A 21,369-nucleotide genomic window follows, 5' to 3' on the forward strand; every position below is an offset into this window, starting at 1 on the left:
TGAAATAGTATCCGAGTATTTCTCAAAGTGTAACATATGTCTTGACAACTAAGAGGTAAATCAAATGTATTAAAGATTTGACATTGCAACACCTCTGTTGTATCATAAGATGAGTAAAATTATTTTTTATTTGATTGATATTTTGTGTATTGGAATACGTGTTTTACAGTGTCAATTTTTGATTTCTTGATTGTGAGACACAAATCTATTTGATACATACATTAGAAGTACAATAGTCTAAAATTAAGGGGGAGTTCTTTTTGAGCAAAAAAACTTTTTATGTAACAACACCAATTTATTATCCAAGTGGGAGACTTCATATCGGACATACTTACACCACTGTAGCTGCAGATGCTATTTCCAGATATAAACGTTTCGCAGGATTTGATGTTCGCTTTTTGACAGGAACAGACGAACATGGAGAAAAGATTCAAAAGAAAGCAAGAGAAATGGGATTGGAACCTATTGTATATTTAGATAATATGATTTCCGATATAAAAAAACTATGGGATGTTATGGAAATTTCTTATGATGATTTTATTCGTACAACAGAATCTAGACATGAGGAACGTGTTCAAAAAATATTCCAGAAATTATATAATCAAGGAGATATATATTTAGGTGAATATGAAGGACATTATTGTGTGGAATGTGAAGCCTTTTGGACAGAATCTCAACTGCAAGACAATAAATGTCCGGATTGTCACAGAGATGTTGAGTCCAAAAAAGAAAAGTCTTATTTTTTTAAATTGTCTAAATATCAAGATCGTTTGATAGAGTACTACGAACAACATCCGGATTTTTGTTTCCCAGAAAGCCGCAAAAATGAGATGTTAAATAATTTTTTGAAAAAGGGATTAGAAGATTTGTCTGTATCCAGAACATCTTTTGATTGGGGAGTAAAGGTTCCTTTTGATGAAAAACATGTAATTTATGTATGGATTGATGCTTTGTGTAATTATATTACTGCTTTGGGATATCCTGATAACACAAAAGAAATGCAAGCATACTGGCCGGCAAATATGCAGATCGTCGGTAAGGAAATCATGAGATTTCATACCATTATTTGGCCTGCATTGTTGATGGCTTTAGATTTACCTCTTCCTCAAAAGGTTTATGGACATGGATGGATTTTGTTTTCTGATGATAAAATGAGTAAGTCAAAAGGTAATGTAATATATCCTGAACCAATTATTGAACGTTATGGAATTGATGCTTTAAAATACTTTTTACTGAGAGAATTTGTGTTCGGGCAAGATGGTAACTATACAAATAGAGGATTTCTTACAAGAATAAATTCTGATTTAGTAAATGACTTAGGCAATTTATTGTCTAGAACTGTTTCTATGGTTGAAAAATATACGGATGGAGTAGTAATGGAATATCATGCTTCAACTGAATTTGATGAGAGTATCGAAACAATTATTGATGAACTGTTCGAAAAATTTGATTCGGCAATGGAAAATATGCAGTTTAATGAAGCTTTTGAAGAATTATGGAAATTAGTTCGTAGAGCAAATAAATATATCGATGAAACAATGCCTTGGAAAATAGCAAAAGATGATACTAAACAAGAAGAGTTGCATTCAGTACTATATCATTTGATAGAAAGTTTGAGAGTAGTAGCAGTGTTTTTGAGACCTATGTTAACAATAACATCTGATAAGATACTGGAACAAATCAATATATCGCCTGAAGATGCTACATTGGATAGTGTAAAAGCATTTGGAGGATATCCTTTTGGAACTAAAGTAAAAAGGGGAGAAAATCTATTTCCTCGATTAGATATTGAAAAAGAATTGCAAGAGATGGAACTTTTATTTGTAAATAAAAAAGAAGAAACAATCTCAACAACTCATAAAGAAGAAATTACAATTGATGATTTTAATAAGATTGAACTTAGGGTAGCAAAAGTTTTAGAGTGTGAACAACATCCAAAAGCTGATAAATTATTAGTCTTTAAATTAAAGGTGGGTAATGAGGAGAGACAGATAGTTAGTGGTATTGCAAAATATTATAAACCTGAGGACTTGATTGGTAAAAACCTTGTTGTCGTTTTGAATTTAAAACCTGTCAAACTAAGAGGGGTTGTATCAGAAGGAATGATTTTATCAGCAGCTACAGATGATAATGAATCATTGGTTACAATATCTGCAGAAGGAATTGTTGATGGAGTAGAGGTGAGATAATGGGATTATTTGATAGTCATGTACATTTAGATGATTCAAGGTTTGATGAAGACAGAGAAGAATTGATTTCTTCTTTGTCTGAAAATGGAATCGATTATGTTGTAAATATAGGCGCCGATTTACCAACATCAAGAAACTCTATTGAATTATCCGAGAAATATTCTTTTGTATATGCTACAGTAGGAGTCCATCCTCATGAAGTGAAATCTATGACGGAAGATGACATCATTTTGTTGAGAGAGTTATCTAGACATGATAAAGTAGTTGCAATTGGTGAAATAGGATTAGATTATTATTATGATAATTCACCGAGAGAATTGCAAAAAAAATGGTTCATAAGACAAATAGAGTTGGCAAATGAATGCAGTTTGCCAATCGTGATTCATTCTAGAGATGCAGTACAAGACACTTACGAAATTTTAAAGCAACACAATCAATCTTCTAGAGTTTTGATTCATTGTTTTTCCCAAAGTTTAGAGATGGCAAAAAAGTATGTTAATATGGGAGCTTTTATCGCACTAGGAGGAGCAATTACTTTTAAAAATGCAAAAAACTTGCTTGATGTGGTAAAATTTGTTCCCATGGAACAATTGTTATTAGAGACAGATTGTCCGTATTTGACGCCTGAACCGTTCCGTGGAAAAAGAAACGATCCTTCAAAAGTTAGATTTGTTGCTCAAAAAATTGCTGAGTTAAAAAATATTGACTTTACGGAAGTGATGGATGCAACTAATCATAATGCAAGGATATTTTATGGCATTTAAAGTGATGTGTATTGGAGATGAGTATGGGATTATCTGAGGTTAGAAATCATGCAAATTTAATACTAAATATCATTCGACTCATTACAAAAAAGGAAAATTTCTATGATGTAAAAAATGAGGTAATGGAATCTGTTCGTAGTGTAATTCCTTGTGAAAAAATTTCGATTAATATGATACCAAAAGAAAATGACAAAGAAGTTCATTTGGTATATTCATATACTGATAAATCATCTGTCAAAGAAGGGATTGAATCAAACATTGATGATATTATTTCCTTGCCAAGAGAAAGTTATTCTAGTTTTATATGGAATGCTGTGTCTGAAGGGATTTACTCCTATACTTTTAGTGCTGAAAAGAACTATCAACAGAAGGCTGTATTCCCAATCATAACAAGTCAAGGAATAGATGGATTTATTTATTTTTTGTTTGAAAAAAACTTTTTCTTATCTAGGGACAATATTTGTTTTTTAGAGGAGATAGGTTTATTGCTTGGAATTTCTGTTGAAAGAACAGAATTGAACAAAAAAATACTAGAATCTAAGATGAGACAAAGAGAAATGGCAATAGCTTTTGATATGCAACAAAATGTAATGAGTGAGAATAATCTGTTGTTTTTAAATGGTGGAAGAATTAACTATTTATATAAATATGGTGAAACAATGCAATATCTTCCAAAACTATCTAAAAGGTTGGGTGGTGATTATTGCGAAATCATTCCCTTTGAAAATATTGGAGCGTTGGTTTTTATTGCAGATGTAATGGGACATGGAGCACCTTCCAATTATTTTGTTCCTATGATGAAGGGTATTCTGAAAACATGCATCTCTATGGGTGTAAGTGATCCACAAAATTTGATGAATCAAATGAATCAGTTATTAATGAAAGAACTAGATAAAGCAAATTTATTTATTACAGCACAAGCGATTTATATTAATTTTGAGGATAACATGTTGTATATTACAAATGCAGGTCATACAGAGCCTATTTTGTTTAGTCAGAATGAAGATATTTTTTGGTATAGTTATATTGGAGAAAATAAAGGTCTTCCGTTAGGGATTGATTCTTCGGTAAAATATACACAAAGTCAAGTTTCTGCTGACGAGTATGATATGTTGCTATTATACACAGATGGAATTTTGGAGGCAACCGATGTTAATGGAGTTGAGTATGGTACAGATGGAATCATTGATTTTTGCAGAAAGAATAAAGGAAAAGGATATGAACATTTTGTAGATAGGCTATATGAGGATGTTTTGGAATATCTTAAACATTCAGATACTGTGCTTCAAGATGATATTATGTTAATCGGAGTAGAGTTAGGAACAATTCAGAAGAACTATTAAATATAGAAATTGAAAGTGGGAGTTAGTTTGAAGAAAAAAGAATTATTAAAAGTTGTTTTATGTGGTGGAATTAGAAAAGAAGATACAACAAAACTTGGAGTAGTATCTGTTGTTCTAATCACCTACGATCGTGATTTGGCACAGGAAAAGATGCAAGAGTTAATTGTAAAACATCCGGAAAATTGTTATATGGTATATTCTGTTCCGGAAGATATGGACTTAACAATGTTAGCACAATATCCTTCAATGGCAATTACAAAAGAAGATTTGGAATAAATGATGGAGGTGTATATCATGAAAGTTGTTGATATTAGAACATTATTTCGAAATAGCGAAGAATATATAGGAAAAGAAATCGTAGTGGAAGGCTGGATAAGAACAAATCGTTCTTCTAAGAGTTTTGGTTTTATTGAGTTGAACGATGGAACTTTTTTCAAAAATCTTCAAGTTGTGTATGAAGAAAATTTAAATGATTTTAAAAAAATTTCCAAATTTAGTATTGCAACTGCAATATGTGTCAAAGGAACATTGATTGAAACTCCAGGAGCGAAACAGCCATTTGAAATAAAAGCATTTGAGATCACTGTGGAAGCAGAATCCTCTCCCGATTTTCCGCTACAGAAAAAAAGACATACATTTGAATATCTAAGGACAATTGCTCATTTAAGACCTAGAGGAAACACTTATGCGGCTGTATTCAGAGTTCGTTCTATAGCAGCCTATGCGATACACAAGTTTTTTCAAGAAAAGAATTTTGTGTACGTGAATACACCTATCATTACGGGTTCGGATGCAGAAGGTGCAGGGGAAATGTTTCATGTAACAACATTTGATTTTAATAATATTCCTAAAAATCCGGATAATAGTATAGATTATACAAAAGATTTTTTTAAAAAGTCTACAAATTTAACAGTAAGTGGTCAACTAGAAGGAGAGTGTTATGCTCTTGCATACAAAAATATTTACACTTTTGGACCTACTTTTCGTTCAGAAAATTCAAATACAGCTCGACACGCTGCTGAATTTTGGATGATAGAGCCTGAAATTGCATTCTCTGATTTAAATGGATATATGGATTTAGCAGAAGAAATGATAAAATTTATTATTGATTACGTTTTGGAAAATGCGCCGGAGGAAATGGAATTTTTTAATTCTTTTATAGATAAACGATTATTAGATAGATTGAATCATGTTGCTTCTTCAGATTTCAAAAGAATTACCTATACAGAAGCAGTAGAATTGTTGCAAAAATCAGGCAAACAATTTGAATATCCGGTAGAGTGGGGTAGCGATTTACAAACTGAACATGAGCGGTATTTAACAGAAGAAGTATTTAAAAAACCTTTATTTGTTACAGATTATCCGAAGGATATTAAAGCGTTCTATATGAGAATAAATGATGATAATAAGACAGTAGCTGCTGCAGATTTGTTAGTGCCTGGAATTGGAGAAATCATCGGAGGTTCTCAAAGAGAAGAAAGATTAAATGTACTTTCTGAACGTATGAAAGATATTGGTTTAAATGAAGAAGACTATTGGTGGTATATGGAATTGCGCAAGTATGGTGGTGTAAAACACGCAGGTTATGGTTTAGGATTTGAAAGAATGATTATGTATTTAACCGGAATGAGTAATATTAGAGATGTAATTCCATTTCCAAGAACAGTTGGAACAGCAGAGTTTTAGAAAGTATATAATTGGGAAGAGCAACGTATAAGATTCATTATATTTTGCTCTTCTTAAATTAATACAAAAATATTTTATATATCTGTAAAAGTATTTTGAATATCAGAGACTTGTTGACAATAAATTGATAATAATTGTTTGCTAATAATTTTAAATTTCTAATAATAAAATATAAATCTTCCTATAGACTTGACGAAATAATTGAATTTCAATATAATACATACTAGAACAAATGTTTTTTAAAAAATTACTTTTTAGTTAAAAGGAGATTATTCTATGAAAAGTTCAGATAAGAAAAGTAAGACTGTAGATAATGTAGAAACAATAGGTGTAGAAAGAAAAAAAGTACTAGATGCGACTATTTCTAAAATAGAGAAAGATTTTGGAAAAGGTGCTGTAATGATGCTTGGAGACAACATAGACATGAATATTGAAACTATTTCTACTGGCTCGCTGGGATTGGATTTAGCAATAGGTGTAGGAGGACTTCCAAAAGGTCGTATTGTGGAAATTTATGGTCCTGAATCTTCAGGAAAGACTACAGTTGCTCTTCATGCAGTAGCAGAAGCTCAGAAGACTGGGGGATTGGCAGCTTTTATCGATGCAGAGCATGCTATGGACCCAGTGTACGCAAAAGCTCTGGGGGTTGATATTGATAATTTGATTATTTCTCAGCCTGATAATGGAGAACAGGCATTGGAAATAGCAGAATCATTGGTAAAGAGTGGAGTGATAGATATTTTGGTTATAGATTCTGTTGCTGCTTTAGTTCCAAGATCTGAAATAGAAGGAGATATGGGTGATTCTCATGTTGGTCTTCAAGCTAGATTAATGTCTCAAGCATTAAGAAAATTAACTGCGTCTACAAATCGTTTTAAAACAGTGATTATTTTTATCAATCAATTAAGAGAAAAGATTGGAGTAATGTTTGGAAATCCTGAGACAACTACAGGGGGAAGAGCATTAAAGTTTTATTCTACATTAAGATTAGATATTAGAAAATTTGATACTATTAAGAAAAATGATGTGGTTGTTGGAAATAGAACTAGAGTAAAAGTTGTGAAAAATAAGGTAGCACCTCCATTTAGACAAGCGGAATTTGATATTATGTATGGAGAGGGAATATCTAAGGCAGGAGAACTTGTTGATATTGCTTCACAGTATGGTTTTATAGAGAAAGCGGGATCTTGGTATTCATATAATGATATGAAAATTGGTCAAGGAAGAGAAAATGTAAAACAATTCCTGTTAGATAATCAAGAAATAATGGATGAAATTGAGGGGAAAGTCAGAAAAAAACTATTGAAATCTCATGATTCTGAAGATAATTTCATAGAGGAAGAAATATCTGAAGCGAAAATTAATATAGATGATTTTTCTGATTTAGATGATACTGTAGACTTAAATATATAAAATAGAGGAGTTAGGTATGTCTGTAACCATAATTGGACTAGGACCCGGAAATATTGATAATTTGAGCTTGGGAGCATATAGAGAACTTGTTTCAGGTAAAAAAATATATTGTAGAACAAAAGAACATCCTGTAGTAAACGATTTATTAGAACAAGGAATACAGTTTGAGTTTTTAGATAGGTTTTATTCTGACTTTGATAAATTTGAAAATGTATATGAATCAATCTGTAAATACATTATTAGTTGTGCAGAAAAGCTAGACCTTATTTATTGTGTTCCAGGACATCCATACGTTGCTGAGACAACAGTAACAATGATTGAAAAAGAATTGGAGCAAAAAAATATTGAATGTCGTGTGATAAGTTCTATGAGTTTTGTTGATTCTATTTATCAGTATTTGAAGTTGGATCCTGTACATGGTTTTTGTTTGTTAAATGCAATGGATTTTGATGAAAACAAGATAGATACTGGTAAAAATTTGATATTGACACAAGTGTATAGTAATTGGATTGCATCTGATGTAAAATTAAAATTGATGGAAGTATACGATGATGAATTTGAAATATGGATTGTAGAAGGTGCTCTTATTCCAAATTTGGAAAGGAAATTAAAGATACCTCTATACCAATTAGATCAAATAAAGTGGGTATTTAATCATTTAACAAGTCTATATATTCCATGTCAATTAGAAAAAACGAAATATAATTTTTATGATTTAGTAAATTTATTAAATATGTTAAAAAATAATACTGGACATCATTGTGAGAAAAACAAAGATTGTGACACTCTAAAAAAGTATTTATATACTCGATGTTATGAATTGAACGACTCCCTTGAAAATACAGACATTGATAATCTAATAGAGGAATTGGGTGATAATCTGTTGTTGGTATTGTTATATGCTCAAAATGGAAAGAAAGATGGATTGTTCGATATTATTGAAATAATTGATTTATTGTATAAAAGAATCGTTTCTCAAGTTTTCATTTAGTAAAAAAATAGTACTAATTTAAGAAAAAAGTCAATTTTTATCTATAAATCATCGAAAAATGAAGAAAAATACTGATAAATACTTGACTATATCATATTTTTTGATAGAATTAAGAAAAACAAGTGTAACAATAGAAAATAGGATTTTGAACGTGTGTTATTAAGTTGTTTAGGGCTCTTTGTTATGACCTCTAAGTTAAAACATAAACAATACTTCGAATAATACACGAGTCGAGATATTTTTGTAGCAACTTGTTTTCAAAACCATAGTTATATGGAGAATCATTTAGCTTTATATTATTTTTTCAATTTTAAGGAGGTAGTGTTGTGAATAAAGCAGAATTAGTAACAAAAATGGCTGAGAAGTGTAATTTAACAAAGAAAGATATGGAAGTAGCATTGAATGCTTTCATGAGCTGTGTTGAAGATGCTTTAGTTGCTGGCGAAAAAGTACAATTGGTAGGTTTTGGATCTTTTGAAACCAGAGAGAGAGCAGAAAGAGAAGGAAGAAATCCTAGATCACCGGAAGAAGTTATTAAGATACCTGCATCAAAAGCTCCTGTTTTTAAAGCTGGAAAAGGATTGAAAGAAAAAGTAAACCACAAATAAGTACTTTTATAAAAATACTTATCTTTATTTGGAAACACGTTGAACATATTTTTTCAACGTGTTTTTGTGAATAGTAAGAAAAAAATAGTAACAGATTGATTACTGTTGAATGATATCTACAATAGATTATTTTATGTATCGATTATGATAATTATGAGTAGATATTTTTAAAATTAAGGAGAGAATAGTTATGTCAAATCCAATTGTCGAAATGAAAATAAAAAATAAGGGAACGATCAAGATAGAGTTATATCCAGAAATTGCACCTAACACGGTGAATAATTTTATTAGTTTAGTTAAAAAAGGTTATTATGATGGTTTAATATTTCATCGAATTATCAGAGGTTTTATGATACAAGGAGGAGACCCTAATGGCACAGGAATGGGCGGACCGGGATATTCCATCAGGGGTGAATTTTCAGCTAATGGGTTTACAAATGATTTAAAACATACTGAAGGTGTATTATCTATGGCAAGAACGATGGATCCAAATTCTGCAGGATCTCAATTTTTTTTAATGACATCAGTTAGTCCTCATCTTGATGGACAATACTCTGCCTTTGGAAAAGTTGTAGACGGATTAGAATTGGTTATGGAACTTGAAAAAGTGGAAACATCTTTTGGAGATAAACCTTTAGAAGATGTTATTATGGAAAAAGTTACAGTAGATACGTTTGGAGTTGATTTTCCGGAGCCGGAGAAGTATTAAATTTAATTAGTTTAGGATATTTATTTTATCAGAAGGGTTTGTTGTTATGAACTGGACAGAAATAGAAATTGTAACATCCAACGAAGCTGTGGATGCAATTTCTGAAATTTTATATGAGCTTGGAATCTCTGGAGTTTCTATACAAGATCCACATGATTTAGAAAGTTTTAAAGAAGAGTTCCCGTTTTGGGATTATATTGATGAAGAAGCAGAATTGATGAAAACGGAAGATGTTGTAATAAAAGCTTATCTATCTGAGTCAGAAAATTTGAATGAAATTCTAGAATTCATTCGTTCTAGGGTATTAGAATTAAAGAAATTTGATCTAAATATAGGAAAAGGAACAATATTGACACATTCTCTCAAACAACAGGATTGGGAAGAGAGTTGGAAAGATTATTTTCAAACATTTCATGCTTCGGATAGAATAGTGATTAATCCTATGTGGAGGAAGTATACACCGACAGAGGATGAAATTGTAATTAATATGGATCCCGGTATGGCATTTGGTACCGGTGAACATGAAACAACATCTATGTGTATTAAATTGATTGAAAAGAATATTAATTATCAAGATAGCGTACTAGATATAGGTTGTGGAAGTGGAATACTATCTATTGTAGCAAAAAAATTAGGTGCGGGTACCGTGGAAGCTATTGATTTAGATCCAGTTGCTGTTAAAGTTGCAAAAGAAAATATAGAATACAATCAATTAACTGGCGAAATTGTTGTGAAACAAGGAAATTTACTTGATGAAAGTATTGGAGTATACGATATTGTTGTTGCAAATATTATGGCTGATGCAATTATCATGCTAGCTAAATCAGTTCATACATTTATTAATAAAGACGGAATCTTTATTGCTTCTGGGATTATTTCAGATAAGTTGAATGAAGTTGTTTTAGAATTAAGAAAGTATAACTTTGTTGTTACTACACTTCTCCGAAAGGGAGAATGGTACTCATTAGTAGCAAAACAAGGAGAACAGTATGGATCGTTTTTATGTTAATCATCCTTTTCAAGCACAACCTTTTTTGGATGACATAGAAGAAATAAAACATATTACAAAAGTCTTAAGATTTTCTGTAGGAGATTGTGTAGAGATATTTGACTCTGAGCAAGGTGAGTTTATTGCAAAAATATTATCAGTTGATTCAAAAAGGATTTATTTTGATATTCAAAAAGAATTTCCAAAATCACAAACTAATATTTCAATTACTCTTTATCAAGGTATTGCTAAAGGACATCGAATGGAATTTTTAATACAAAAATCAACAGAACTAGGAGTAGATGAGATTATCCCAGTCCGTTTTCAAAGGTCAGTAGCAAAGTTAGAGAAGGACGATAAAAAGATACAACGTTGGAATAAGATTTGTTTAGAAGCATCGAAACAGTCTAAACGAAATAAAATTAGTTGTGTAAAAAATGCTATAGATTTTGATGATTTACTTTTAAAGTTGCGAGAGAATGATTTGAATTTATTCTTTTATGAAGAAGAACACGAATTAACATTAAAAAGTTATTTAGAAAATCAAGTAAGTCGATTATCAGATTCCAAATATAGCGTAAAGATTGGGATTATTGTTGGTCCTGAAGGTGGATTTACAGAAGAAGAAAAAGATATATTGGTAGAATCTGGGATTCCTGCTTTATCGTTAGGAAAAAGAATATTGAGGACAGAGACTGTTAGCATGGCTGTTTTATCCATGTTACAATATGAATTTGAATTATAAGAAAGAATATTTTTCTATTTCATCAGAAGTTTACAATTTGATTAAAGTATTAAATTTAAGCTAGACATTCATTTGTATATCATATATAATTATTTTCGTATATCTATACAAAATTTTAAAGATGGGGAGAAAAACAATGCTTTACAGACGTATATTATCCATAATGATTCCTGTCATTATGTGTCCAATAATTTCTTTTGCAGATTATCAGGCAATTGTCAATATCGATACGCTAAACATCAGAGATAAAAAAGATTCCTCTTCTACTGTTGTAGGGGAAGTAACTGCTAATAGTCGTTTTGATGTGACCATAGATGGGGAAAAATGGTTAAAGACAAAAGTTAAAAATAAAGACGGGTATTTATTCCAAGAATATGTTGACCTTTACGAAGTTACAAGTTTTGGAGATGTCACATTTAAACATAGTTTACCTATGAAAGATTCTACTATGACTTGTTATAAGGGAGAAATTCTTCCGGCATATGATTATTTTAATGGATATTATCTAGTCAAGAAAAATTATCAATATTTTTATGTTCATGATTCTGTTGTAAGTGTAGATAAGAAAAGTGATATTGAAAAACCTATAGTCATTAAGCACGGTGTGTCTACAAAATCAAAATCAGATCGTTTGGAGAAAGAAGAAGCTACTAAAACAAATCAAGATAAAGTGAAAGTAGAGCCTACTGACAACGGTATGATTTCTATTTTTGATAACAATCAAACGGAGTTAGTGTTTTCAGATTCTAGTTCTAGTGTAGGGAAAACTGTTGTTCAAACAGCGGCTATTAAACTAGAAGATAATATAGACTTATTTAATGGCTATGAAATTGATATAGAAAGTATTGAGCAAAATGCAAAAATAAATAATAAACAAGATAATAAAAAAGATAGCAAACAAAGTAGTAAACAAGACAATAAGAAAGATAGCAAACAAAGTAGTAAACAAGACAATAAGAAAGATAACAAACAAAGTACTAAACTAGAGAATAAAAGAGATAATAAGCAAGAGGAAGTATCTTCAAAAAATATTTTTGATTCAAACACTTCTAACTATACTAATTCTGAAATAGATATAGAAAGTGTTGTACAGAATGCAAAAATCAAATTAGATAATAAGGAAGAAGTAACTTTAAAAAATGCTTCTACTTCCGATAAATCAAGATATTCTAAATTCTTGTCTGATAATGGACTTGATAAATTTGTTTCTCAGTCTGATGTATTATCTTATGCAGTAGAGGAACTGGGCAAACCTTATGTGTATGGTGCAACGGGACCTTCTAAATTTGATTGTTCCGGATTTACTTCACATATATTTAAAAAAGCAGGAATTTCTATTCCAAGGACATCATACTTACAAGCTGAAAAAGGCGAAAGTATTGATAGAAACAGTCTGAAATCGGGAGATTTAGTGTTTTTTGATACAAGAAGCTTAAGAAAGTTAGAAGTAAATGAAAGCGAAGCTGTCAACAATGATTTACTTGCTGATGAAACTAATGAAACCGGACTTCTACGTGATTTAGAAGATAAAAATTCTTCTAAAGATTCCAAGAAAAAAATAGTGATCAAACCAAGCAAAGTTACACATGTAGGAATATATATTGGAGATGGAAAGTTTATCCATGCATCTTCAGGACAAAAAAGAGTTGTAATTAATGAGTTGGACTCTAAATATTATTCAGAGAGATATTACGGTGCAAAACGTTATCGATAAGGTTTAAAAAAGCAAAATGTCAGTAATGATATTTTGTTTTTTTAAATTTTCAACATATTGTTCTTAGTATTTATTTATAATCGAATAGGGGATAGGAAAATATGAGTTATGTAGATGTATATTTAAGAAAGAATATTGAAAAATTAAGATTCTTAACATTACCAAAAGATTATTTTAGACAGTGCGAGGATGTGATTCATGATAGTGAGATACTGGTTCCCATATTTAATGATTATTTGGAAGAGATGATTTTAAAAAATAAGGAAGGAGTTTCTGTTGGTGAAGTAATAAAATCGATGGGTTATTTGATGGGGGTGGACAAAGATTTTAAGTATAACACAATGTACATTAAGATTATACAAAAATATGTTTCAGATCCAACTAGTTTTTTCTCTGCTTATGCCGGTGAGATATATGCCAAAGGTGAATATAGAGATGCAATCATTGTATTATCTTGTATCATACATTTCTACAGCACTGAGTGTGGTGTATTGTTTAATTATGCAAGTCTTTGCAAAGAAATGATTGATAGAACAAATATCCAACAAGAGAAGCAAAATTTTTATAAAGAAAGTAAGAGGACATTACAATTGATAGTAAAACACCATCCTGAATTTGCTATGGGGCAATATCAGCTTGGATTTTTTTTCTTAAACGATAATTGTTTAGAAGATGCTAAAAGATGTTTTGAACAGGCGAAAAAATATTTATCAGAAGATAATGAGGATATTTTAGATGATATTGAAGTTCAAATAAATAATATTAAAAATATTAGCTCGTTCGTTACAATTGAACAATTAATAGAAGAAGGGAATATAGAAGTAGCTATCATTAATTTAGATAAAGTTCACCCTTTTCGAAATGAAGATAAATTTAGAAAGTTTTTTCTATTAGGATATAGTCATAGAGTTTTGGGAGATTATGAAAAGGCAATAGAATATTATTCAAATGCTTTTAATTTGAATAATCGTGATGTTGAATTAATTTCTGAATTAGGTGTTTGTTTTGCAATGTTAAATGATTTTGAACAAGCTAAGGAATTATATTTAGCTGCATTGGATTTATCACCAAATTCAGTAGTGTTGTTGTGCAATCTATCTATGGTGTATATGAATTTAAATGAATTGGATTTATCTGAAAAATATATCAAACAGGCACTGATATTAGACGATAAAGATGAGGTGGCTATTTCTATTTGGAAATCTTTAAAAAAATTACTTTAATTTAATGATAAATGTAATGATGGTTGGTGAAAAATTTGAAATTTTATTTAGAAATTTTTTTTAGTTTTTTAAAAATAGGGCTGTTAACTATTGGCGGAGGATATGCAATGATTCCTATTATTCAAGATGAGATTGTTAATAAAAAAAATTGGATTTTGGATGAAGAATTCATAGATATTTTATCTGTTGCACAGATAACTCCAGGTCCTATAGCCGTTAATACCGCTGTTTTTGTTGGTTATCAAATAAGTGGTACGATAGGAGCTATTATGGCAACCTTGGGATGTGTATTACCGTCATTTAGTATTATTAGTGTTATTGCTACTTTTTTTGTAGAAACAAAAGATAATATTTATGTTAAGTCTGCAATGATGGGAGTTAAACCTGCTGTAGTTGCGTTAATTTTTTCATCTGCAATAAATATTTATCGCGCTTCTAAATTAAAGTATTCTACAATTCCATTAATTTTGATAGTAATTTTTCTGATATGCGTATTAAAAATAACGCCTATTATATTGATATTGTTGGGAATTTTGATAGGATTGGTATCTTGTAAAAAATTGGAAGGGAAGTAAAGTCCATGTTGTTTATCTTATTTTTAACTTTTTTTAAGATAGGGTTGTTTAGTTTTGGTGGAGGATATGCAATGCTTCCTATGATTTATCAAGAGGTTGTAGAAAAAACAAATTGGATTACACCATCTGAGTTTACAGATCTTCTAGCAATTTCACAGATTACTCCAGGGCCAATATCAGTTAATAGTGCAACATATGTTGGTATTTTGAAAAGTAATGGAATTTTGGGAGCAGCATCTGCTACCTTTGGAGTAATTCTTCCTTCTTTTATCATCACTATTATTTTATATCATTTTATTGTTAAATTTAAAAATAATATCTATATAAAATCTATATTTAACTTTTTGAGACCTATTGTTGTTGGATTTATTTTTGCTTCTTCTATTTTATTAATGAATAAAGCTAATTTTACGGATTGGAAAAGTGGGATTATATTTTTTTTCTCTTGTATGTTTTCATGTCATAAGAAAACAAACCCTATTTTCATTATTATATGCTCTGCTGCTATAGGTATAGTATTATATAAAATATGTGCTGTATAGAGAATAAAAAACACTTTAATAGTATTGTTTTTACAATATAGATTATTGTTTTTTTATTAAAAGTAAGATAAGATAATAATAGGTATATTATCGGAGTAGTTGTAGATGGAGTTGATTTTTTTGTGGGAAATAAAAGATGTTTTAGTTAATATGCAATTAAAAGATGTCATTGACATTTTAATTGTATCATATATATTTTATAATTTATATCTTTTAATAAAAGAAACAAGAGCAGAACAGTTAATGAAGGGCATTTTAGTGTTACTTGCAATTACTAGAATTGCAGAAATATTAGAGTTGCAATTATTATCCTGGTTACTTACTCACACCATTCAAGCTGGTATGTTTGCATTATTAATTGTTTTTCAACCTGAATTACGTAGAATATTAGAATATTTAGGACAAACAAAATTTCTTTCTACTAATATTACAAATTCTAATACTAATAATGATAATTTCATTTTAGAGTTGGCGGAAGGCATGATGTCTTTGTCGAGACAAAAAATAGGAGCATTAGTTATATTAGAAAGAAAGACGGGAATCAATGAAATTATTCAGACGGGTACTAAAATCGATGGAGAAGTAACGAGGCAACTTTTAATTAATATTTTTATTCCAAACACACCTTTGCATGATGGTGCTGTTGTAGTGAGAAAAAATAGAATTGTAGCAGCAGGATGTTTTTTGCCATTGACAGAAAATAAATTTTTAAATCAAGAGTTAGGGACTAGACATCGAGCTGCTCTCGGGATTAGTGAACGTTCAGATTGTATTTCTTTAGTAGTTTCAGAGGAAACAGGTCATATTTCCATTGCACAGAATGGAAAGTTATACAAGGATTTGAAAGAGGATACTTTAAAATCTTTGTTAAAAAAGAGTTTGGAAAAAGATCAGTCGAAGTATAGCTTTTTTAAAAAAAGAGGAGAACGAAAATGATCAAGAATGTATACAAAAAAAATATGAAAGTAAAGTTAATTGTTCTTTTTTGTTCCTTCGTTTTATGGATTTATGTAATGGGTGTTGTTGATCCTATTGTCACGAGAGATATTACTATTAATGAAATTTCATTTGTTTATGAAAATTTGGATAACAGTATGGAGTTTATTCCAATAGATGATATTCAGCCAGTGAGAATACAAATAAAAGGAAAGTCCAGTGATATTACAAGTCAAATATCGAAAGGAATTGGTGTAACTGGAGTTGTATCTAATCCTAAGGTTGGAGAAAATACTGTCGTGTTAAAAACAGATCTTCCGCCTAAAATTAACTATGAATTTATTCCAAAAGAGTTTGTAGTAAAGTTAGATACTCTATCTGTACAAAGTAGACCGTTGGAAATAGAGGTTGTCGATACATCAGACATATCAGAAAACTTCTTTTCTATCGAAAAGAATACTACATCTACGTATGTTGAGGGAGCAAGCTCAGAGTTAAAAAAAGTGGATAAAATTATAGCATCTCTAGCACTAAATAATAGAACAGAAAATTTTAGTGAAAAATTAGAGTTATATGCATTAGATAAAAATGGAAAGAGGATGAATACTGTTAGTCTAAGTGATAAGTATGTGTTTGTAAAGGTAACTTTCAATCATACTAAGGAACTTCGTGTTGTTCCAAATATAATAGGTTCTGATGGAGAACAAGTTTTTTTGAGTGCCTATTCAACAGATCCAAAGATAGTATCTGTAAGAGCAGAGCCAAAATTACTTAATATGCCAACAGAGATATATACTAAACAAATTTATTACAATAATATTTTGTCTCATGTTGGAAATCAAATAGAGTTAAATACAATTGAGGGTTTATCCTTTGAACCGAATGTTGTAAAAATTATTCGGATAGATGAAAATATTTTAAAAAAAGAGATGAAATATGATATATCTGATATAGTATTTAAAAATTTTTCATCTGAAGAAATAGAAAAAGTGAAACAAACATTGAAAGATCCAATAATAGTAACGGTTTTGTATAGTAAGGAATTGGATTCTGAAATAGATAAAAGTAGTGTAACTGTTGTTTTGGACAAAAATAACATGGATGATGTGACTAAAAAGCCTATATTTAAGTTGATAACAAGTCTTCCTATAGATTCATACAAATTAGACATCAATGAAATTTTGTTGAATGATTAGATTGCATATTAAATTATAAAAAGACCTAGAAAATTTTTATTAGAAGTGGGGATTATATTTCATGAGAAAATACTTTGGAACAGATGGAATAAGAGGTATTGTAGGTAAAGAACTGACAGCTGAAATTGCCTATAGGGTTGGAGCTGCTGGAGCCTACGTATTGAAAAAAAATGGGAATCGTACAGATAAAAGTCTTAAAGTTATTATTGGAACAGATACAAGAGTTTCAAAAGATTTACTTTCTTCTGCTATTTCGGCAGGTGCAATGAGTGCAGGAGCCAATGTGATTGAGGTAGGTGTTATTCCAACTCCGGGAGTAGCTTATTTAATACGTAAGTATAATGCAGATATTGGAATTGTAATTTCTGCTTCACATAATCCTTCTGAATATAATGGGATTAAAATATTTAATTCTAGTGGTTTTAAGTTAGCAGATGAAATTGAAGAAGAAATTGAATTTTTTATTGATTTTCCAGAAAAAATAGTAAGTGATGGTTTTGGGATAAAGTTGGAAGATATTACTCCGGAAGAAGATTATACTGCTTTTCTAACGAATTGTATCGAAGGCAATCTTCAGGGCTTAAAGTTGACAATGGACTGTAGTAATGGTGCTGCGTACCATATTGGTCCTGAAGTATATAGACGTTTGGGTGCTGATGTTAAAGTGATCTATAATACTCCCAATGGATATAATATTAATGAAAATTGTGGTTCCACTCATTTAAAACATGTACAACAGGAAGTTTTAAAAAATGGATCTGATATGGGAATAGCCTACGATGGAGATGCTGATCGCTTTTTAGCTATCGATAATAAAGGGAATATTATTGATGGTGATCAGATATTATTAATTTCAGCAGTATATTTGAAGGAAAGAAATAGACTTAAAAATAACACTTTAGTAGTTACGGTGATGAGTAATTTAGGTTTGAAAATTGCTGCTAAAAATTTAGGAATTGATTTAGCGATTACCAATGTAGGGGATAGATATGTTTTAGAAAAAATGTTGAAAAATGACTATTCTGTTGGAGGGGAACAATCAGGACATATGATATTTAAGGAATTTAATACAACCGGAGATGGAATATTGTCCTCTTTGATTCTTTGTGAAATTTTGAAACATACCGGAAAGGATTTATATTCCTTATCTGAAATAATGACAGTTTATCCTCAAGTTCTCGTTAATGCTAAAGTGAAGTCGGAGAATAAGAGTAAGTATTTGAATGATGATGAGATACAGAATGAGATTAAACTAATTGAAGAGAAGTTTAATGGGGAGGGTAGAGTTCTGATTCGACCTTCTGGAACAGAACCTTTGATTCGGATAATGATTGAAGGAAAAGATTATATTGAGATAGAAAAAGAGGCAAAAAGACTATCTGCTTTTATTGAAGAAAGATTGTCTTAAACTTATAATGCTTATGTAATTTAAAATGGTGAAGTTATAATATTATATTTATAATGAATCCATTTTTTATTCATAAATAGGAAGAAATGGAAACTTTTTATGAAGAAGAAATTAATTATTGAAGATAGTTTTTTTTTAACAAAGGTAGCTTATTTAAATGAAGGCACTGTTGAGAGAATTGAAATTATAAAGAAAGACTGTCCAATTAAAAAGAATCAAATTTATCACTGTAAAATTAGAAAAAACATCGTATCTTCTAATGGTAAATTGGTGGATTTAGGTAATGAAGAATTGGGTTTCTTACAAGTAAATAAAGATTTAAAAAACGGAGATATGGTAATAGCTCAAATAAAGAAGGAGCCCATTTCTACCAAACTTGCAAAGCTAACGGACGATATTAGTATTGCGGGAGAGTTTGTAATATATCTACCATTTGAAAAAGATATACATCTATCAAATAAAATAAAAAAAGATTCTCGGTCAATCAAATTAGTAGAAGCACTTATCAATGATTTTTCAAACATAGGTTTGATTATACGGACTGAAGCCATTGAAGTAGATTATGAACAAATAAGACAAGAGGTTGAACAATTAGTAGTTCTATTTCAAGAAATAATGCGAAAGAAAAAAGATGGAGTTGTCGGATTGCTTTATGAACAAGATTCTCTGTTAGATTTTTTCTACCATTTTCGTTTTGAAACAATAGATGAAGTGATTTCTAATAGTAAAGAAATTATCTCAAAGGTTAAACAGTGGGCTATGTCAAAAAAAATAAGCCCTGAATATAAGTTGCAGGAGATAGATTTGTTTGGTAGTTATGGGATTTCATTGGAAAAATTATTTTCTAAAAAGTATGATTTTGGAAATATTAGCATTGTTATAGAACCTACAGAAGCATTTACAGCAGTGGATGTCAATAGTGGATATCAAGAAAAGCATTGTTATATGGATGATATGGCTTTGGATGTAAATCTTAAATCATGTCAATATATAGTTGATTTAATTATAAAAAAAGATATATCGGGAATTATTTTAATTGATTTTATAGATATGAAAAAAAAGATATATCAAGAAAAATTATTGCATCGATTAAAAGAAGAGTTTAAACGAGATATCAAAAAAGTAAGCGTCCTAAACATTACTACATTAGGAATTGTTCAAGTGATTAGACAGCGAGAAAAAGAAAATTTGATAGATATGATTTCTTGTTCATGTCCTTTGTGTTTAGGTACGGGTTATTTAAAATCGCCTGTGATTTTATTGGATGAGTTGGAAGTGGAAATAAGAAAGTATTTGTATCATAAGGAAATAAAAAAAGATAGTCTTTTGGTAGTGGCTCCTAGTTATATGAAAAATTATTTTGATAGGAATCAATTTTTATTGGAGTCTAAGTATGGTATCAGTATGAATATTGAATATAAAGAATATATGGATAGTATTAAACTATTATAGTATGGAAGGGGTTTTGATTTGATTATAGCTGACAATTGGAAAGATTATGAAATATTAGATGCAAATGATGGTGAAAAATTAGAAAGATGGGGAGATGTTATATTAAGAAGACCTGATCCTCAAATCATATGGAACAAGTCAATTGATGAGAATTTGTGGAATTCAGCGCATGCAAGATATTTAAGGAATAATAAAGGTGGTGGATTTTGGAAAATTTATAAAAATCTTCCTGATAGTTGGGAAATTAGATATGAAGATTTGCGATTTTCAATACATCCAACAGGCTTTAAGCATACTGGTTTATTTCCAGAACAAGCTGTTAATTGGGACTGGATTTCAAAAAAAATTAAATCTTCGCCCAAAGATGTAAAAGTATTAAATTTATTTGCATATACCGGTGCTGCCAGTTGTGCAGCTTCAAATGCTGGAGCGAGTGAGGTTGTTCATGTAGATGCTGCAAAAGGAATGGTTCGTTGGGCAAAAGAAAATAGTATTCTTTCCGGATTAGAAAACAATAGATTTCGATTCTTAACAGATGATGTATTTAAATTCATTGAAAAAGAGATTCGTCGTGGGAATAAGTATGATGCGATTATTATGGATCCTCCATCTTATGGAAGAGGTCCAAAAGGAGAAATTTGGAAGATTGAAAATAAATTTAATGAATTATTACAACGTATCAAAAAAATATTAACTGATGATTTTTTATTTGTTCTTATCAATTGCTATACAACTGGTTTTTCAAATATTGCTTTAGAGAATATTGTAAAGATAGAATTTTCTGATATGAATAGAAATATATATTCGGGACAAACATTATTACCAATTACGTCAGGAGATATGTACTTGCCGTGTGGAATTTATTGTAGAGTAGAATAGAAAAAATA

20 protein-coding genes are annotated in these 21,369 nt (G+C 30.1%); all 20 read left to right on the plus strand.

All coding sequences use genetic code 11. The annotated features are described in order from the left end of the window. The first annotated feature begins 260 nt into the window (after positions 1–260). The 20 genes from metG (at position 261) to ACO5GE_RS04805 (ending at position 21,361) form a co-directional block, all read left to right on the plus strand. On the plus strand, positions 261–2,189 hold the full coding sequence (metG, locus tag ACO5GE_RS04710; protein ID WP_484829776.1) for a methionine--tRNA ligase: 1,929 nt from the start codon (positions 261–263) through the stop codon (positions 2,187–2,189). Then, positions 2,189–2,953, plus strand: a complete 765-nt coding sequence (locus ACO5GE_RS04715; RefSeq protein WP_484829777.1) for a TatD family hydrolase — start codon at positions 2,189–2,191, stop codon at positions 2,951–2,953. The genes metG and ACO5GE_RS04715 overlap by 1 nt, the downstream gene beginning before the upstream one ends. 23 nt (positions 2,954–2,976) lie before the next feature. Further along, on the plus strand, positions 2,977–4,296 hold the full coding sequence (locus ACO5GE_RS04720) for a PP2C family protein-serine/threonine phosphatase (RefSeq protein ID WP_484829778.1): 1,320 nt from the start codon (positions 2,977–2,979) through the stop codon (positions 4,294–4,296). Positions 4,297–4,323: 27 nt separating this feature from the next. Next, positions 4,324–4,572 (plus strand): hypothetical protein, encoded by a 249-nt coding sequence (locus ACO5GE_RS04725; protein WP_484829779.1) that lies wholly within the window; start codon positions 4,324–4,326, stop codon positions 4,570–4,572. Between the two features lie 18 nt (positions 4,573–4,590). Then, a complete protein-coding gene (gene asnS, locus ACO5GE_RS04730; protein WP_484829780.1) occupies positions 4,591–5,982 on the plus strand; it encodes an asparagine--tRNA ligase in 1,392 nt (463 codons plus the stop codon). A gap of 276 nt (positions 5,983–6,258) precedes the next feature. Continuing rightward, positions 6,259–7,395, plus strand: coding sequence for a recombinase RecA (gene recA / locus ACO5GE_RS04735; protein WP_484829781.1), 1,137 nt, complete (start codon positions 6,259–6,261; stop codon positions 7,393–7,395). 16 nt (positions 7,396–7,411) lie between these two features. Further along, entirely contained in the window at positions 7,412–8,386 is a 975-nt protein-coding gene (locus ACO5GE_RS04740) for an SAM-dependent methyltransferase (RefSeq protein WP_484829782.1), read from the plus strand. 326 nt (positions 8,387–8,712) lie between these two features. Then, on the plus strand, positions 8,713–8,994 hold the full coding sequence (locus tag ACO5GE_RS04745) for an HU family DNA-binding protein (protein ID WP_014261949.1): 282 nt from the start codon (positions 8,713–8,715) through the stop codon (positions 8,992–8,994). A 190-nt stretch (positions 8,995–9,184) separates the two neighbouring features. Continuing rightward, positions 9,185–9,703: a peptidylprolyl isomerase gene (locus tag ACO5GE_RS04750; RefSeq protein WP_484829783.1), complete on the plus strand. Its 519-nt coding sequence runs from the start codon at positions 9,185–9,187 to the stop codon at positions 9,701–9,703. A 46-nt stretch (positions 9,704–9,749) separates the two neighbouring features. Then, entirely contained in the window at positions 9,750–10,712 is a 963-nt protein-coding gene (gene prmA, locus ACO5GE_RS04755; protein WP_484829784.1) for a 50S ribosomal protein L11 methyltransferase, read from the plus strand. Then, positions 10,693–11,436 carry a 16S rRNA (uracil(1498)-N(3))-methyltransferase gene (locus ACO5GE_RS04760; protein WP_484829785.1) on the plus strand — a complete coding sequence of 248 codons (744 nt, stop codon included), beginning with the start codon at positions 10,693–10,695 and terminating at the stop codon, positions 11,434–11,436. The genes prmA and ACO5GE_RS04760 overlap by 20 nt, the downstream gene beginning before the upstream one ends. A 136-nt stretch (positions 11,437–11,572) precedes the next feature. After that, a complete protein-coding gene (locus tag ACO5GE_RS04765) occupies positions 11,573–13,150 on the plus strand; it encodes an NlpC/P60 family protein (protein WP_484829786.1) in 1,578 nt (525 codons plus the stop codon). Between the two features lie 101 nt (positions 13,151–13,251). Continuing rightward, the gene (locus ACO5GE_RS04770; protein WP_484829787.1) at positions 13,252–14,373 is read left to right on the plus strand and encodes a tetratricopeptide repeat protein; all 1,122 of its coding nucleotides are present in this window, start codon (positions 13,252–13,254) and stop codon (positions 14,371–14,373) included. Positions 14,374–14,399: 26 nt separating this feature from the next. Continuing rightward, complete coding sequence (locus ACO5GE_RS04775; protein ID WP_484829788.1) at positions 14,400–14,948, plus strand: chromate transporter; 549 nt, start codon at positions 14,400–14,402, stop codon at positions 14,946–14,948. 5 nt (positions 14,949–14,953) lie between these two features. Next, positions 14,954–15,490, plus strand: coding sequence for a chromate transporter (locus ACO5GE_RS04780; protein ID WP_484829789.1), 537 nt, complete (start codon positions 14,954–14,956; stop codon positions 15,488–15,490). 105 nt (positions 15,491–15,595) lie between these two features. Next, the gene (cdaA, locus tag ACO5GE_RS04785; RefSeq protein ID WP_484829790.1) at positions 15,596–16,426 is read left to right on the plus strand and encodes a diadenylate cyclase CdaA; all 831 of its coding nucleotides are present in this window, start codon (positions 15,596–15,598) and stop codon (positions 16,424–16,426) included. Continuing rightward, positions 16,423–17,622: a CdaR family protein gene (locus ACO5GE_RS04790; protein ID WP_484829791.1), complete on the plus strand. Its 1,200-nt coding sequence runs from the start codon at positions 16,423–16,425 to the stop codon at positions 17,620–17,622. Before cdaA ends, ACO5GE_RS04790 begins: the two co-directional genes overlap by 4 nt. 61 nt (positions 17,623–17,683) lie before the next feature. Continuing rightward, positions 17,684–19,030: a phosphoglucosamine mutase gene (gene glmM / locus ACO5GE_RS04795; protein WP_484829792.1), complete on the plus strand. Its 1,347-nt coding sequence runs from the start codon at positions 17,684–17,686 to the stop codon at positions 19,028–19,030. Between the two features lie 99 nt (positions 19,031–19,129). Continuing rightward, entirely contained in the window at positions 19,130–20,482 is a 1,353-nt protein-coding gene (locus tag ACO5GE_RS04800) for a ribonuclease E/G (RefSeq protein WP_484829793.1), read from the plus strand. Between the two features lie 18 nt (positions 20,483–20,500). Continuing rightward, positions 20,501–21,361, plus strand: a complete 861-nt coding sequence (locus ACO5GE_RS04805) for a class I SAM-dependent methyltransferase (protein WP_484829794.1) — start codon at positions 20,501–20,503, stop codon at positions 21,359–21,361. Positions 21,362–21,369: the final 8 nt, after the last annotated feature.

The sequence above is a fragment of the Filifactor sp. genome (assembly GCF_057248345.1).